At 62.1% G+C, this 13276-nt stretch carries 15 protein-coding genes; 7 read left to right on the forward strand and 8 right to left on the reverse strand.

Going from position 1 to position 13276, the window contains the following annotated elements; genetic code table 11:
• The first annotated feature begins 12 nt into the window (after positions 1–12).
• Positions 13–399: a hypothetical protein gene (locus J3P84_RS16810; protein ID WP_434624560.1), complete on the forward strand. Its 387-nt coding sequence runs from the start codon at positions 13–15 to the stop codon at positions 397–399.
• A 105-nt stretch (positions 400–504) separates the two neighbouring features.
• Positions 505–1437: a hypothetical protein gene (locus tag J3P84_RS16815; RefSeq protein ID WP_434624562.1), complete on the forward strand. Its 933-nt coding sequence runs from the start codon at positions 505–507 to the stop codon at positions 1435–1437.
• Positions 1438–1642: 205 nt separating this feature from the next.
• Here the strand turns inward: J3P84_RS16815 and J3P84_RS16820 are convergent, their stop codons facing one another.
• From J3P84_RS16820 to J3P84_RS16830, 3 genes are all read right to left on the reverse strand, one after another.
• Positions 1643–2143 carry an HIT family protein gene (locus J3P84_RS16820; RefSeq protein WP_434568942.1) on the reverse strand — a complete coding sequence of 167 codons (501 nt, stop codon included), beginning with the start codon at positions 2141–2143 and terminating at the stop codon, positions 1643–1645.
• A 42-nt stretch (positions 2144–2185) separates the two neighbouring features.
• A complete protein-coding gene (locus J3P84_RS16825) occupies positions 2186–3241 on the reverse strand; it encodes an alpha/beta hydrolase family protein (protein ID WP_434624565.1) in 1056 nt (351 codons plus the stop codon).
• 106 nt (positions 3242–3347) lie between these two features.
• Positions 3348–3902 (reverse strand): TetR/AcrR family transcriptional regulator, encoded by a 555-nt coding sequence (locus J3P84_RS16830; protein WP_434624567.1) that lies wholly within the window; start codon positions 3900–3902, stop codon positions 3348–3350.
• 125 nt (positions 3903–4027) lie between these two features.
• Between J3P84_RS16830 and J3P84_RS16835 the strand changes: the two genes are divergently transcribed.
• A complete protein-coding gene (locus J3P84_RS16835; RefSeq protein WP_434624569.1) occupies positions 4028–4657 on the forward strand; it encodes a DJ-1/PfpI family protein in 630 nt (209 codons plus the stop codon).
• Positions 4658–4666: 9 nt separating this feature from the next.
• Here J3P84_RS16835 and J3P84_RS16840 read toward each other — a convergent pair whose 3' ends face one another.
• Both J3P84_RS16840 and J3P84_RS16845 read right to left on the reverse strand, forming a co-directional pair.
• The gene (locus tag J3P84_RS16840; RefSeq protein ID WP_434624571.1) at positions 4667–5050 is read right to left on the reverse strand and encodes a MarR family winged helix-turn-helix transcriptional regulator; all 384 of its coding nucleotides are present in this window, start codon (positions 5048–5050) and stop codon (positions 4667–4669) included.
• Between the two features lie 215 nt (positions 5051–5265).
• A complete protein-coding gene (locus J3P84_RS16845) occupies positions 5266–6015 on the reverse strand; it encodes a gamma-glutamyl-gamma-aminobutyrate hydrolase family protein (RefSeq protein WP_434624573.1) in 750 nt (249 codons plus the stop codon).
• 163 nt (positions 6016–6178) lie between these two features.
• On the opposite strand from J3P84_RS16845, the gene J3P84_RS16850 reads away from it, so the two are divergent.
• The gene (locus J3P84_RS16850; RefSeq protein ID WP_434624575.1) at positions 6179–7945 is read left to right on the forward strand and encodes a S8/S53 family peptidase; all 1767 of its coding nucleotides are present in this window, start codon (positions 6179–6181) and stop codon (positions 7943–7945) included.
• A gap of 9 nt (positions 7946–7954) precedes the next feature.
• On the opposite strand, the gene J3P84_RS16855 is transcribed toward J3P84_RS16850, so the two are convergent.
• The 3 genes from J3P84_RS16855 to J3P84_RS16865 form a co-directional block, all read right to left on the reverse strand.
• The gene (locus J3P84_RS16855; RefSeq protein WP_434624577.1) at positions 7955–8881 is read right to left on the reverse strand and encodes a LysR family transcriptional regulator; all 927 of its coding nucleotides are present in this window, start codon (positions 8879–8881) and stop codon (positions 7955–7957) included.
• A complete protein-coding gene (locus J3P84_RS16860) occupies positions 8878–9852 on the reverse strand; it encodes a quinone oxidoreductase family protein (protein WP_434624579.1) in 975 nt (324 codons plus the stop codon). Before J3P84_RS16860 ends, J3P84_RS16855 begins: the two co-directional genes overlap by 4 nt.
• Before the next feature lie 136 nt (positions 9853–9988).
• On the reverse strand, positions 9989–10855 hold the full coding sequence (locus J3P84_RS16865) for an SDR family oxidoreductase (RefSeq protein ID WP_434624581.1): 867 nt from the start codon (positions 10853–10855) through the stop codon (positions 9989–9991).
• Positions 10856–10977: 122 nt separating this feature from the next.
• Between J3P84_RS16865 and J3P84_RS16870 the strand changes: the two genes are divergently transcribed.
• The 3 genes from J3P84_RS16870 (at position 10978) to J3P84_RS16880 (ending at position 12938) form a co-directional block, all read left to right on the forward strand.
• Positions 10978–11853, forward strand: coding sequence for a LysR family transcriptional regulator (locus tag J3P84_RS16870; RefSeq protein WP_434624583.1), 876 nt, complete (start codon positions 10978–10980; stop codon positions 11851–11853).
• A 114-nt stretch (positions 11854–11967) separates the two neighbouring features.
• Entirely contained in the window at positions 11968–12129 is a 162-nt protein-coding gene (locus tag J3P84_RS16875) for a DUF2986 domain-containing protein (protein ID WP_434624585.1), read from the forward strand.
• Positions 12129–12938 carry a DUF6630 family protein gene (locus J3P84_RS16880; protein WP_434624587.1) on the forward strand — a complete coding sequence of 270 codons (810 nt, stop codon included), beginning with the start codon at positions 12129–12131 and terminating at the stop codon, positions 12936–12938. The genes J3P84_RS16875 and J3P84_RS16880 overlap by 1 nt, the downstream gene beginning before the upstream one ends.
• The last annotated feature ends 338 nt before the right edge of the window (positions 12939–13276 follow it).

The following is a 13276-nucleotide window of genomic DNA, read 5'->3' on the forward strand; positions in this document are numbered from 1 at the left end:
GACTTTGCCTAGATGCATCTGCGTTCAAGCTTGTTGTGCCTGTGCCTTTACAGCAGCCTTGGCCAGGCCGCTGTCGACTGTTCTGCCCTGACGGAAAAGCTCTCGGGAACGGTCCCTGAATTTCATCCGTCAGTGCAAGGCAAGGTCATTGGCACCGGGCGCCTGCATTTCCACGAAGCGCCGGATGGGGCTTGCGCCAACAAGAAGATTTTCGTGATACCCGGCGACTCCCTCACCGTTTACGCCAGTCTTGAAGACGAGTCCTGGCTGGAAGTGAATTACATCGCCAAGGATGGCGAGGACTACACCGGTTGGGTGAAGGCAGACCGGGTACAGATTGGCGAACCTTACGGAGCTCAACCGGACACCGATGACGCGCCAGAGGCTGATGCCCAATAATCGGTCAGGTTGTTGTCGACCAATCATTCAGCCGACTCGGCGGTTGTTCCACCTCGTTCAAATCCACCGCTGCTTTTGGGCTGGCGGCTTTCAGGAGATCTGCATTTGATTGGATATCGGTTCGAGCGCACCGCGCGGGGTGACTTGCACATCCACTCGCTCAACCGGGTGCAGAGCGTATTCGTGTTGTTTACCAGTGCGCTGGCCTTGATCTTTCCCGTGGGAGCCGTGCTGGCGATTGCCACTGCAGACTCGTCGCTAGCGGGCATGGACCCACTGACCTTGCTGCTGATGGTGCTCGGGCTGCTGCTGATTCCTGCCCTGGGCCTGGCGCTACTGGTCTACACCGGTATCCGCGAGACCCTGCTGCTGTCGCGCGTCGACGGTGAAGGCAAGCGTCGCACCCGAAACTTTTTTGGACGCCGTGAGCGGGTGCGATCGGTGTTCAGGATCGACGCCGTCAAATACCTCGAACTTCGCCGTCACCCGGAGGCCGAGCCAGCCCGCACCCAGCTATGGCTGGTGCTGCGCGATGGCACCGAGCACCGCCTGACGAGCGACAATGTTCCGGTAGTGCCGGGAAGCAAACGCACTGACCTGTGGCTGCGTGAACTGGCCGACTACCTGCAAGTGCCAGTGCCCAGCGAGGTCATGATCGGTTCGACGGCCGTTGCGAAGGCAGCCTATCGGCCTGCTCCAACCCCGGCGAAGATCGCCAGGCAGCGCAAAGCAAAGGCGCCGACGCCTGCGGCTGAGACAACTGAGCAACTGGGCACTCCCGTCCGCGCCCTGCTCGCCCTGCTTGGCGCCTTCCTGGCTGTGTATGAGTTGACCCGCATCATCACCTGGGTGCCTTCGCTGTTTACCGGACGGCTGCGCATTGGCATCAGTCGCCCAACGACCTTCTACTGGGCCGAGGAGCCGATGACCTTTTCCTTTCACATGCTTATCGGCGTCGCCGAGCTGCTGGTCATCGGGGTCATCGCCTGGGGTTGTTTGCGCGTGGCGATCGAGGGGCGGATGAAGTCCAATCCTTGAGGACGGTTGCTCCCGCTCGGTTGCACAGCGGCGCAAAATTCTTGGGGCCGCTACGCGACCCAGCGGGAGCAAGCTCCCTCGCCATGGGGGCTGAGGTGGATTAATTATTTCTGAGCGCCAGAAAAACCTGTGGGAGCGAGCCTGCTCGCGAAAGCGGTCCTACACTGCTGACCACCGCCATCGCGAGCAGGGCTAACGGTCCGCGCTATTCATCAACAAGCCGAAAACCGAATTCCCGCCGTAACACCGCCACGACCTGCTCAACAGATGGCCCCTGTATCGGCGGAGGATCAGGACGCTCGCAAAATTCCCGCCAGACAAAGAGCGTCAATTCCGCACCATCGGTCTGAGGCAAACTGCTGTCGATCGAGCCGAAAGTCTGCAGCAGCCGGTACCTGTCGTCGTCCCAGAACAGCGCTTCGACCCAGTGATAAACCGGAATGAAATGGAAGTGGATGGAGTAACCAGCGTCATGACCAAAACGGCCGATGTACAGTCGTCTTGGTTGCAGGCAGGTTTCGATGGCGTGCTGGATTCGCGCTTGCAATACACCCAACTCCGCCAGCGCTTCAGCCGACAGCGATGCCAAGGCATTCGTCATCTGTTTTGCGCTGAGCATCAGGTAGCCGGGCAGTGCACTGTCCACGCGGTGATTGATGAGCCAATGCTCTGATTCATGAACGACAAAGCGAGGCGATATTTCCATCGGATGACCTTGATGAAGTTGGGGACGGCAAATCAAGGCAACTTACAACCCGCCTCCACTGGACGCAGGCGTTCCCGCCAGGAAATCCGCTATCAACGATACGACCTCCTGTTGAATCACCCCACGATCACGCCCGTTTTCACCGTCCCGGCAAATGATGCCATCGCCTGGCACTTCTTCTTCGAGCATTGCCTGCGCGTCAGGTTTGCAAATCGACATGAAACTGAAATGGCTGGCGTCGCTGATTTCCACATAACGGCTGTATGCCGGCGGCAGGCGCCTGGCGAGGTCGGCGGACTCCAGCTCGGCGGGAAGTTCGCGCGAGGGCACGCCGGCAGCAATCACCAGGGCGGGCACCGGCAGCGCGGAGAGGCTTTCATCGGTCAGGCCTCGCGACAGGCCCAGATCGAGAGTGATCACGGCCGTGACGCGTTTGTCGCGCCAGTCGGCGGCCAGCGCGGCTTTCGAGTCCGGACTACTCGCCGGATTCATCTGCCCGTAGACGGTGCAGCTGGCTAGCTGCGGATGGGTTTTGCAATCGTCGGCGAAGCGGTCCGGATCAAAACGGGCACCGGCCATTTCCAGGGCGGTCCAGCCACCGAGTGAATGGCCCACGACTGCGACGCGATTATTGGCAACCTGGCCGAATTTTTTCGGTTGAGTCGTGACCTCATCGATGGCTCGGCGCAGATCAACGGACCGCTGCCATAACTGCGCCGCTGCTTGCGGACTGCGGTCATGGGTGGTGGTGCCAGGATGATTGACGGCCGCGACGATGTAGCCCTTACGGGCCAAGGCACTGGCAAGCCAGACCTGATTGCTCCAGTTGCCCCTGTATCCATGAGAAAGCACCACCAGGGGATGCTCACCGGCAGACGGCGGCGCGTCACGAACGGCAGATGCACCGACAAATACCGCGTTATCGGCGATCAGTTGCGGGGTTGCGGCAGTTGCCCCGGGATACCAGACGACCATTTCCAACGGCCGGTCATCCTGCGGATTCGACACTGTTGAAGAGCGAAATCCAACAGGGTTTTCGTCAGCGAATACGGAGGTGGCCAGGCAAGCCAGAAACAGAGCCGCAAAAGCATTGTTCAATGTCGTCTTCCTTGATCGGACAAACAGTTGAGTTGCGCGGGGCATTAAAGCCTAATTCCGTACCGCCGTGCCTGACTTTCACTTTCAAACAAACTCAGCCCACCACTCAGCCTCTCCACGGCGCAATAACGCCCTCGACCAAGGCAAAAGCCCGGCTCACGAAACCATTGAAGCGCGCCGCATCACGTCGTATTCCGGCCTGTTGCCCGCCAATCAGGCACAGATGGGCCATCTGCCCGATGACCTCCGCCTGACCGGGCGCCGGGGCCAAACGTCGGCACGCCTGTATCGCAAAGGCCAATCGTCTTGCGTCGACACGCTGCTGGAACTCGGCAACCAACGGATCATGCAGCGACCAGGCACGGATGGACACTTCCCGCCCAGGTTGTTTCTGCGCGGCGATATCCAGGTAGCGCTGCAACGTCTCTCGCGCGCTCCGACCCTGGCCCGCATAAGCAAGCATGCGCCCCGTGTAGTCCTCTTCCCAGGCAGCCAGCAAAGCGCGGACAAAGTCTTCGCGATTGCGAAAATGGTGATAGAACGAGCCACGGGTCACATTCAATCGACGCGCTAGGCTTTCGGCCGAGACGCCTGCCTGGCCTGCCTGGTCGAGGGCCTCGAAGCCTGCCGCGATCCAACGGTGACGAGTCAGTTTTTCCATGGTTACTTCGCTCCCTCTCAATGCACCGTACAGACTGTGTAGGGTGCCAAACCGATTGATACGCTGCGAACACCTGCGTAGAAGGCCGTTGCGTTTTGCACGCCAGCATTTTCATGGAGTTCGCCTTGAAGCAAATCGCCCTGATCGCTTTCGACCAGTTCACCGACATCGACCTGTTCCTGATGTGGGACATCTTAGGCCGCAATACGCAAGACTGGCACGTAAGAATTCTGGCCTCCAGCCCTGTCGTGACATCGGCGCACGGCTTGGCGGTTTCGGTGCACGGCCCGCTGTGCGAGGCCAATGGCGCGGACGCGGTGTTGTTCGTCAGTGGCAAACAAGGCATACCTGCCGCGCTTGCAGCTGCGGACTTCCTACCGTCGTTTGAACTCGATGCCCGACGCCAGCGAATCGGCTCGATCTGCGCCGGGGCCTTTATTCTCCAGCGGCTTGGGCTGCTGCCCGACGGCCGGGCAACCACCCACCCGGAGGCTCGCTCAGGCCTGCTGGCCCTGGGAATCGAGCCCGTGGATCAGCCGCTGGTCTGCCACGGGAATGTCGCCACGGCAGGCGGATGCCTTGCCGCGCTTTACCTGGTGGGATGGCTGGTTGAATCCTGGTTCGATGTCGAGAAGCGCCGCGCAACCCTGCTCCCCGTCCTGCCGGCCGGGCAGCAAGCGCTCTACGATATCCTGATCGGGCTCAGCATCCGACAAGGTCAGATCCAGAGAATTGGGTCCAGGCCAGGCGCTTGAACAGCAATCTCAACCGGCCTTGTTCCACTCACCCACCATCGCCTCATAAACCTCCTGGCAAGCGAACTCCGCAGAAACCTGCGCGTCGGCAAACACCTGTTCGCCAGTCGTGGTCAGACAGGCGTAGCCCACGCGCGCATCTCGCGGATCGCTTTGTCGGGAAACCAAGCCTATTTTTTCAAGCGACAGCAGGGACTTGGTCACCGCCGACGCAGTCAGGCCCATGCAATCGGCCAGGTCAGCGCGTCGAAGCCGGGAGTTGTGGGCATGCTTGAGGTGGTAAAGAATCATGAAGTCGCTGAAGCTCAGGCCATGCACGGCGGAAAGCTTGGCATCGACCCGCCGCGCGGCTGAGGTGTAGGCGCGTGACAAGCGGATACAGCGATCAAGCATCGATCCGTTCGCGGTCGGTTCAGTAGGTGAATTTACAGACATTGCAAAACGCTCCAGCGCTAAGGGGAAAGACATCGGATCGACCCGGCTTCCAGTTACCGGGTGAACGTTGATTTGCCTGCACCCAGAGGGCCGAACGGCAACCCGTACCAATTCAGGGCAGCCTACCTTCCAGATACTTGACCACTACAGCATTTAGAAACCAGATCCAAGCGTCAAGCGTCTTTTTCCGCCCGCTCCCGACATGCGTCCCCGAACGCCCGGAAAATCGTCCGATAATCCGCGTTATCCATAACCTCCCACTCCGGATGCCATTGCACCCCCAATGCAAACGCCCGGCTGCCCTCCACCGAAAGGCCCTCCACCAACCCATCCTCGGCCACGGCCTCGACGCGCAAGCCCTGCCCCACCCGCGCGACGCCCTGGCCGTGGACTGAGTTAACCTCGATCACGTCCTTGAGGCCCAGCCGCGCCAACACGCCACCGGGCCGCACCGTCAAGGCGTGGTTGCGGGCGTACTGTTCCTGGACCGGTTCATTGCTCGGCGGTTCATGCTCGGCGCCTGGGCCATCGAGTTGTTGATGGAGCGAGCCGCCAAAGGCGACGTTCATTTCCTGGAAGCCGCGGCAGATGCCGAGCACCGGCATGCCGGCTTCGACGGCGGCGCGCCAGAGCGGCAGCGCGAGGTTGTCACGGGCCGGGTCGTGCTCGGTGCCCGGCGGGCTCGGCGGGCCGTCGTAGTGGTGGGGTTCGATATTGGACGGCGATCCGGTGAAGAGCAGGCCGTCCAGGCCGGCGATGATGCGGGCCGGATCGAGCAGCGCCGGAAACACCGGCAGGATGACCGGCAACGCGTCGGCGGCGGTGGCCACGGCCTGGGCATATTTGTCGTTGCTGAGCTGGACGGTGTGTGGGCCGATTTTGCCTGAGCAGGCGATGATTCCGATCATGGGTGGACGAGACATGGGATCCCTCTTTCTTCGAGTCTCAGACGTTTAAGAATCCGATTGCCGCGCGGGTCCGGTTGTTCCATTTCGATGACCACCGCCACGGATCGAACCCCAGGGCTGAACGAAGCTCGCGACACAACGGTCGGAACAGCAATCCCCGACCAAGAAAACTCACCCCATGCCCATACGATCCGCCGCCCTCGTAACGCTGTTCGCCCTGTCTGCCAGCACCCTTGCAGTGGCGCAGGAACCGCTACGCCTGGAAGGCCTGAAACGCTGCGGCGACTTGCTGGAAAACCAGCGCCAGGAATGGTGCCTGACCGCGCGGGGGCTGGGTGACGCAACACCGCAACTGAAACTGGGCGAGAAACTGATTCCGGCCGGCAGCGTTCAGCGTGACGGGAACAACCTCCGCCTGCGCCTGGACCGCGCCGACTACCAGAGCGGCCCGCTCTGGCTGGAGGACGGCCCGCGGGCCAGCAACGCCGCCTGGCTGACGTTACGCACCAGCCACGTGGTGGCCGCCGGGCCGAACGAAGTGGCGAAGAACATGGACGGCCTGACCACGTATGTGGACCTGGTGAGCGTGCTCATCGAGGAAAGTCACGACGGTCGCCAGGAGGCCGAACGTCTCGCCGCCAAATACGGCGCGAAGGTGGTCGGCAGCATCGCCCCGCTGAACGTTTATCAGCTGCGCCTGCCGGCCAAGGACCTGGTCGAGCGCGATGCGCTGGTGCTGCGTCTGGGCGGCGAGACCAGTGTCGATGCGGTGGTGATAGAGGAGTCCGCCGCCGAAGAGACCGAGCAGGCGCCCGCCCAGCCAGAAGAGCCGAAGAAGCCGGCCAAGGACTCGGATGAATGGGCGGCGAATCGCTTCCTCGATGCGGTGCACTATTACCAGCGGCGCATCCCCGGGCAGCAGGCGCCGATCCGACCGCAGCCGGTGCGCATCGGCCTGATCGAGCGCGACGTGGATTTCGACACGGCGGATTTCGCCGATTACCTCGGCGCCTGCTCAATGCCGCGAACCTGCGTCTATGCCCGCGATGCGGACAAGCCGGACAACCACGGCACGACGGTCGCCGGCATCCTCGCCGCGCGCTGGAACGATGGCGGCAACAGCGGCTTCTTGCGGGGCCTGGACAAGGCCAGCGGCGGCTTCGAGGTGATTGTCGAGCGCAATTCCGACGCCGGGATCACCGCCAACATCGCCGCCTCGGTGAACCTCGTCGAGGACGGCGTGCGGGTGCTCAACTGGAGCTGGGGCATTCATCGAGTTGGCGCGAAAAACGTCAAGGGTGACGAGGTCGATTCGTTGCTGCGCTCGGGCATTGCCATGAGCGGCTACGAGGAGTTGCTGGAGGAGTTTTTCCTGTGGCTGCGCAAGGAACATCCCGACGTGGTGGTGGTGAATTCCGCCGGCAACGGCTCGTCATACTCGGGCACCGATGAATACCGCCTGCCCTCCTCGTTCATCACCGAACAATTACTGGTGGTCGGCGGGCATCAGCGCAGCGAACGCGCCGGGGTTGCGGTCGATGATCCGGCCTACGCAGTCAAGCGCGATTCCTCGAACGTCGACATGCGCGTCGACATCACCGCCGCCGCGTGCACCCACGCCTCGACGGTCAAGGCCGGCGAAGACGGCGCGGTGCATTGCGGCACGTCCTACGCCACGCCAATGGTTACCGGCCTGCTGGCGGCGATGCTGTCGATCAATCCGCAGCTTCATCCCGAGCAACTGCGCATGCTTCTGCGCCGCAGCGCCATGACCATCGGCGATAATCACGACTTCGAACAAATGGACGGCGAAGACCTCACCGCGCCCATCCTGCCGTCAGAGCGCAACTACCAGCTCAACGACAAGGATGTCGGTCGCTCGGCGCGGCTGGACATGCAAAAGGCCCTGGATCTGTCGGTACAGAGTCGCGATCGGGTGCGTTGATTCGTAGGGTCACAGGCCCCAAGGCGGCGCCGGGCTGAACCTCGCCTCGATCCACTGCTTGAAAGCGACCACCACGGCACTGGGGAACTTGGCCGACGGCCTGACCAGATAAACCCCGCCAGCGGCGTCCAGGTCCCAATCGGGGAGTACATGCAAGAGCCTGCCGGCGGCGATCTCACGACTCATCAACCAGTCGCCGGCGCCGAGTATCCCGGCGTCGGCGCAGGCCGCCGCCAGCAATGATTCACTGTCGTTGGCGGTGAGGTTGCCTTTCGGCGTGACTGTCTGCAGTTCGTTGCCACGATGGAGCCGCCATTGAGGAAAAGACGCCAGGCCGCTGAAGCGCAGGCAGTTATGGCTGGCCAGGTCCTGCGGCGTCCGGGGCATGCCATGCTTTTCGAGATAGGCCGGTGAGGCGCAGAGAATGCGCCGGTGATCGCTCAGTTTCTTGGCGATCAATCGGTTGTCATCCAGTTCGCCAATCCGGATCGCCGCGTCAAAACCTTCATCGATGATGTCGACCAGGCGCTCGCTGTAATCCGCGATGATCGAAACCTGCGGATATGCCTCAAGAAACCCCGGCAATATCGGGCCGAGCCAACGCCTGCCCATGGCCGCGGGCAATGCCAGTCGCAACGTGCCGCGAACCTCGCTGGCGCCCTCGGCCGCTTGCGCCTGAGCTTCATTCATCAACTCGATGGCCGAGCGCAGGCGCTGCTCCAGTTTGGCCCCGACGTCGGTAATCCGCACCTGTCGGGTGGAACGCTCCACCAGCCGCACGCCCAGGCGCTTTTCCATCGCCGCGAGCCGTTTCGAGATGATGGTCGGGTGCCGTTGCAAAAGCCGGCCGGCCGCCACGAATGAGCCCTGCGCGGCCACGGCCAGGAACGCAGCGATTTCATCGCTGTGCTGGTTATTCAAGACATCAAGATTCATGGTTTCAGGATGATCGCCCCCGATGAACGCCCCGACTCCAGATCGGCATGGGCCGATGCTGCGTCAGCCAGCGCATAGCTTGCCCAGATTCGCGGCTGGATGACAGCCGAATCGATCGCGGCCAGGACATCCTGGGCCCGCGCCTGGTATTCATCGACAGTCGCGGTATGCGCGGCCAGCGAGGGACGGGTCAGGAACAGCGAACCCTTGGCATTGAGTGTCGCCAGCTCGACGGCCGCCGGCGCCCCCGATGAAGCGCCGAACGACACCAGCAGGCCTCGGGGTCGCAGGCTGTCCAGGGAGGCTTGGAAAGAGACCCGCCCGATCGGGTCGTAGACGACATCGACTTTCTGCCCACCGGTAATACGCGCGACATCCGAAGCCTGGCTGTCGGCGTCGAACACCAGGACCTCGTCGCAGCCCAATGCCTTGGCTTTTTCGACGCTGGCTTGCCTGGAGACCACGCCGATCACAAACGCGCCCAAGTGCTTGGCCCACGGCACCATGATCGCCCCCAGCCCGCCTGCCACTCCGTAAAGCAGAAGGGTGCTGCCCGGCCCGACGGGATAGGTGCTTTTCAGCAGGTACTGCGCCGTGATGCCCTTGAACATCAGCGCCGCCGCGTCTTCGAACGACAGCGCATCGGGAATCCTGACCAGCCGCTGCGCCGGATAAAGCCGGGCCGACGCATACGCGCCTATCGGGCCCGTGGCGTAGGCGACGCGATCACCAACTTTTACGTTGCTGACATCGGCACCCACGGCCGCCACACGCCCAGCACCTTCAAGCCCAAGGCCGGAAGGCAAGGGAATCGGCACCGCGCCCTTACGCTGGGTAACGTCGAGAAAATTCACCCCGATCGCTTCTTGCTCGAGCCAGACCTCGCCCGGCCCTGGCGACTGATCGGGCACTGCTTGCAGCGTCAATACATCGGGGCTGCCGAATTGGTTGAACCGGATCGCAGTTGCCATGTTCATTTCTCCCTCGGTTGGAAATCGGCTTCACCAGACGGAGTCAGTGTGAGAAGCGATCCCGAAATGAACAAGACAGGCGGATTGCAGATCATTGCTGCACAACATGCAGCAATGGCTGCTTTGCTCCGGCTGCCTACTCTCCTGCAACCGCCTCGCGAACAAATGCCTCATAGCTGCGCAGCGGACGGTCGAGGATGGCCTGCAACCGGTCGACGGCGCCTTCGCTGGTCATGCCGAACTGCTGGATGCCGGCCATCATCAGGCGCATGTCATAAGCCAACCAGGCGGGACCGAACGAAGCCATCTGCGCTTCGAAGGCCGCCACATCGTCACCGCCGTAGGCAATCTCGCGCCCCAGCGCGGCGCTCCAGATCTTCGCGACCGACGCCCCGGTCAGCGCTTGCGGGCCGACCAGGTCCAGCGTGATCCGCTCCAGCGGTGCAGAAGCCCTGTCACGGCGCAGCAACTCGGCCACGGCGACATCGGCGATATCGCGCGCATCGACCATCGAGACGCCCGCCGAGCCGATCGGCATCGGGTACACCGAGTAGTCCTGGATCGTTTGCTGGACCATGTGTTCGTTTTGCATGAAGTAGGCCGGGCGCAGGATCGTCGCGGCGATGCCGTGGCTTTCGATCATGCGTTCAACCGTGTGCTTGCCGGTGAAATGCGGGACGTTGGTGAACCGATCGGCGTGGATCACCGAGAGGTAGACGACGCGCTCGATGCCTGCCTCTTGGGCGAGGTTCAGGGTGATCAGGGCTTGGGTGACCTCATCGGGCGTCACGGTGTTGAGCAGGAACAGCGTACGTACCGACGACAGCGCAGCGCGCAGCGACGGGACATCGGTGAGGTCCGCGACAACTTCCGTGACACCGGCCGCAAAGGCGCGTTTACCCGTTTGGCGCACCAGGGCTTTCACCTCGGCGCCCGCGTCGGCGAGGCCTTGTGTGACGAGTGAACCGATGGTGCCAGTGGCGCCGATGACGAGAATGCTCATGTGAATCTCCAGAAGTGGATGCAAGTGGATGTATCGAACTGCGTTGGAAAAAAGATAAGCCGTTGCATCCGCAAAACGAAGACCACAATATGTAGACGCCATGTCTCAAATCTGGAACAGCGATGAACCTGAATGCACTGATCGATTTCACGCTCGTCGCCAGCAGCGAGGGATTGGGTAAGGCAAGCAGAGCAAGCGGTCGGTCCAAGGCGACCTTGTCGCGGCGCATCTCCGAGCTCGAAGAGCAATTGGGTGTGAGGCTGATCGAGCGCAGCGCGCGAGGCCTGAAGCTGACTGAAGCCGGCGAAACACTGCTGGCCCGGGCCGAGGGGCCGCTGGCCGAGGTGGCGGAGGCGTTGACGGCCGCGCGTGACGGAGGGTCGACGCCACGAGGACGCCTGCGTGTCGCCTCCCCGGTGCTGTTCTCGCAGTTGGCGATGGGTCGGATCGGTGCCGAGTTTTGTGCGGCCTACCCGCAAGTCACCCTCGAAGTGGTGGCGGAAGATCGGCTGGTGGACCTCGTCGAGGACCAATTCGACGTCGCCATCCGGATCAATCCGAGCCCGGACAGCAGCCTGGTCGGGCGCTGCTTCGCCAAGGACCGGCTGGTGGTCGTGGCCGCCCCAGGCATACCCAGGCCAGAACCCGGCGCGATCCGCCCGGTTCCCGCCATCGTGATGCCGAGCTTCCAGCCCACCCACTGGACGCTCGATGGAGGGGAACTGGTGCTGGAGCCCATCCCCAATCTGCAGTTTTCCTCATTCCTGATGATCCGCGACGCCGCGATCGCCGGCGGTGGTGCTGCGCTCATTCCCCAATCGATCGCGTGGGACCAGCTGGCCCGCGGTGAGTTGGTCCAGTGGGGCACCGTGACCGGCGTCGAACCGCAACTCTGGGTCCTGCACACATCCAGGCGCCTGGCGGCGCCGAAGGTCCGCGCCTTCGTCGATTTCCTGTGCGCCAGATACCCGGACATGTCGTTGGTGCTCAAGGGATAGGCGCAGCCGTTCACAAAAGACGACGCGGGAACCCGAACCCTAGCCACCGCCCCCTTTCGCACTTACGATACGTCACCGCAGCCGCTTCCCAATCGGACAAGCCGAGTAGAAAACATGAATCGCCGTAAAAAGATCAACCAGCTACTCAAGGCCAATGCAAAAAAGGCCAGTGCAAAGCTGGCGCCGAAGAGCAAGGACCGATACATCAGCAAAGCCGACCGACTGAAGCTGGCGGCTGAGGCCGATCCAGAGACGACCGTTTCCGCTGAAAGCTGATGATGACCAAGAACCCCATCGATCCACTGGCGCTTCAGCGCATCACCGCCGCCCACGGCACCCTTGAGGGTGCGTCGTACTTCGACGCGGAAGAAAGCCTCGTCCATGACGTGTTTCCTGATCGCATCGTTTTCCAGACCAACTACCTGGACCACAGCAGTTATGCAGTGGATGTCGTCGAAGGCGCGGTTCGGGTGCGCAAGACGCGGCTGGACAATTACCACCGGGGCCACAAGGCCCAAGTGATCGATGACGACATGGACGATGACGACTGGGCCGAACTTGGCAGTCTCTGGCAGCGTTTGAGCCTCGACCTCGACACCCAAGGCAACGGGCCGCCCGTGGATCTGGCCGATACGCTGGCCGACCTGTTCGATGGACTTTTCGACGAGGCGCAGGCGCAAGCGCTGATCGACAACATGCCGGCCCCTACCGGCGAGTGGGATTGGGCCTGGACGCAAGTGCAATCGGCGCTTTCCGAGGCCGGGCAGCTGGCTGAATTCGAATGGAAGGAGTGGTCGTCCTCAGGCGTCTACGCCATCAATGCCCTCGCCCCGCTAAAGCAACTGAGCATCGAAATCCCTGCTCCGGGCAGCAAGACCGTTGACGCCGTGAACCGCGCCGATGATTGGGAGCGCGCACTGCTGCAGTACTTCAACGCGCAGCTGGAACCCCACGATTTGAAACTGCTGGCCATCGGCACGCATTTCGATGAATACCAGGCATTTGCCTGCCTGCCCATGAACGGTCTGGGCCTGGTCAATGCGTTGGAAATCCTCGGCAGGCTGGGCATCGTCTATAAATACTAAGTCTCTGGTGCGGCGATATTTCGTCGTCGCACAAACGTCCTCGAGCCTCGGATATACCATGAAAAATTGTGTTTACTGCGGAGCCCTTATTCTCGCTGATAACGGTGAGTGCAAACGCTGCTCCGAGGCGATGAGGCAGACAGCCGCCGAAATGCTCCCGCCGAGTTCCGGGACGCCGAGGTGGGTGAAAGTCGTCAAGTGGCTGTTTATCGGGTTGCTGGCAGCGGTGCTGATTGCCGCAGCGGTGATCGCCTGGGTGATCAAATCGTTGGGGCCGATGCCTTCGTTTGGGTGATCACACCTGCAATTTTTACTGCTTCTGTGGCGAGGGAGCTTGC

Origin of the sequence: Pseudomonas sp. Z1-29 (assembly GCF_051131995.1) — a bacterium.
GTDB lineage: Bacteria > Pseudomonadota > Gammaproteobacteria > Pseudomonadales > Pseudomonadaceae > Aquipseudomonas.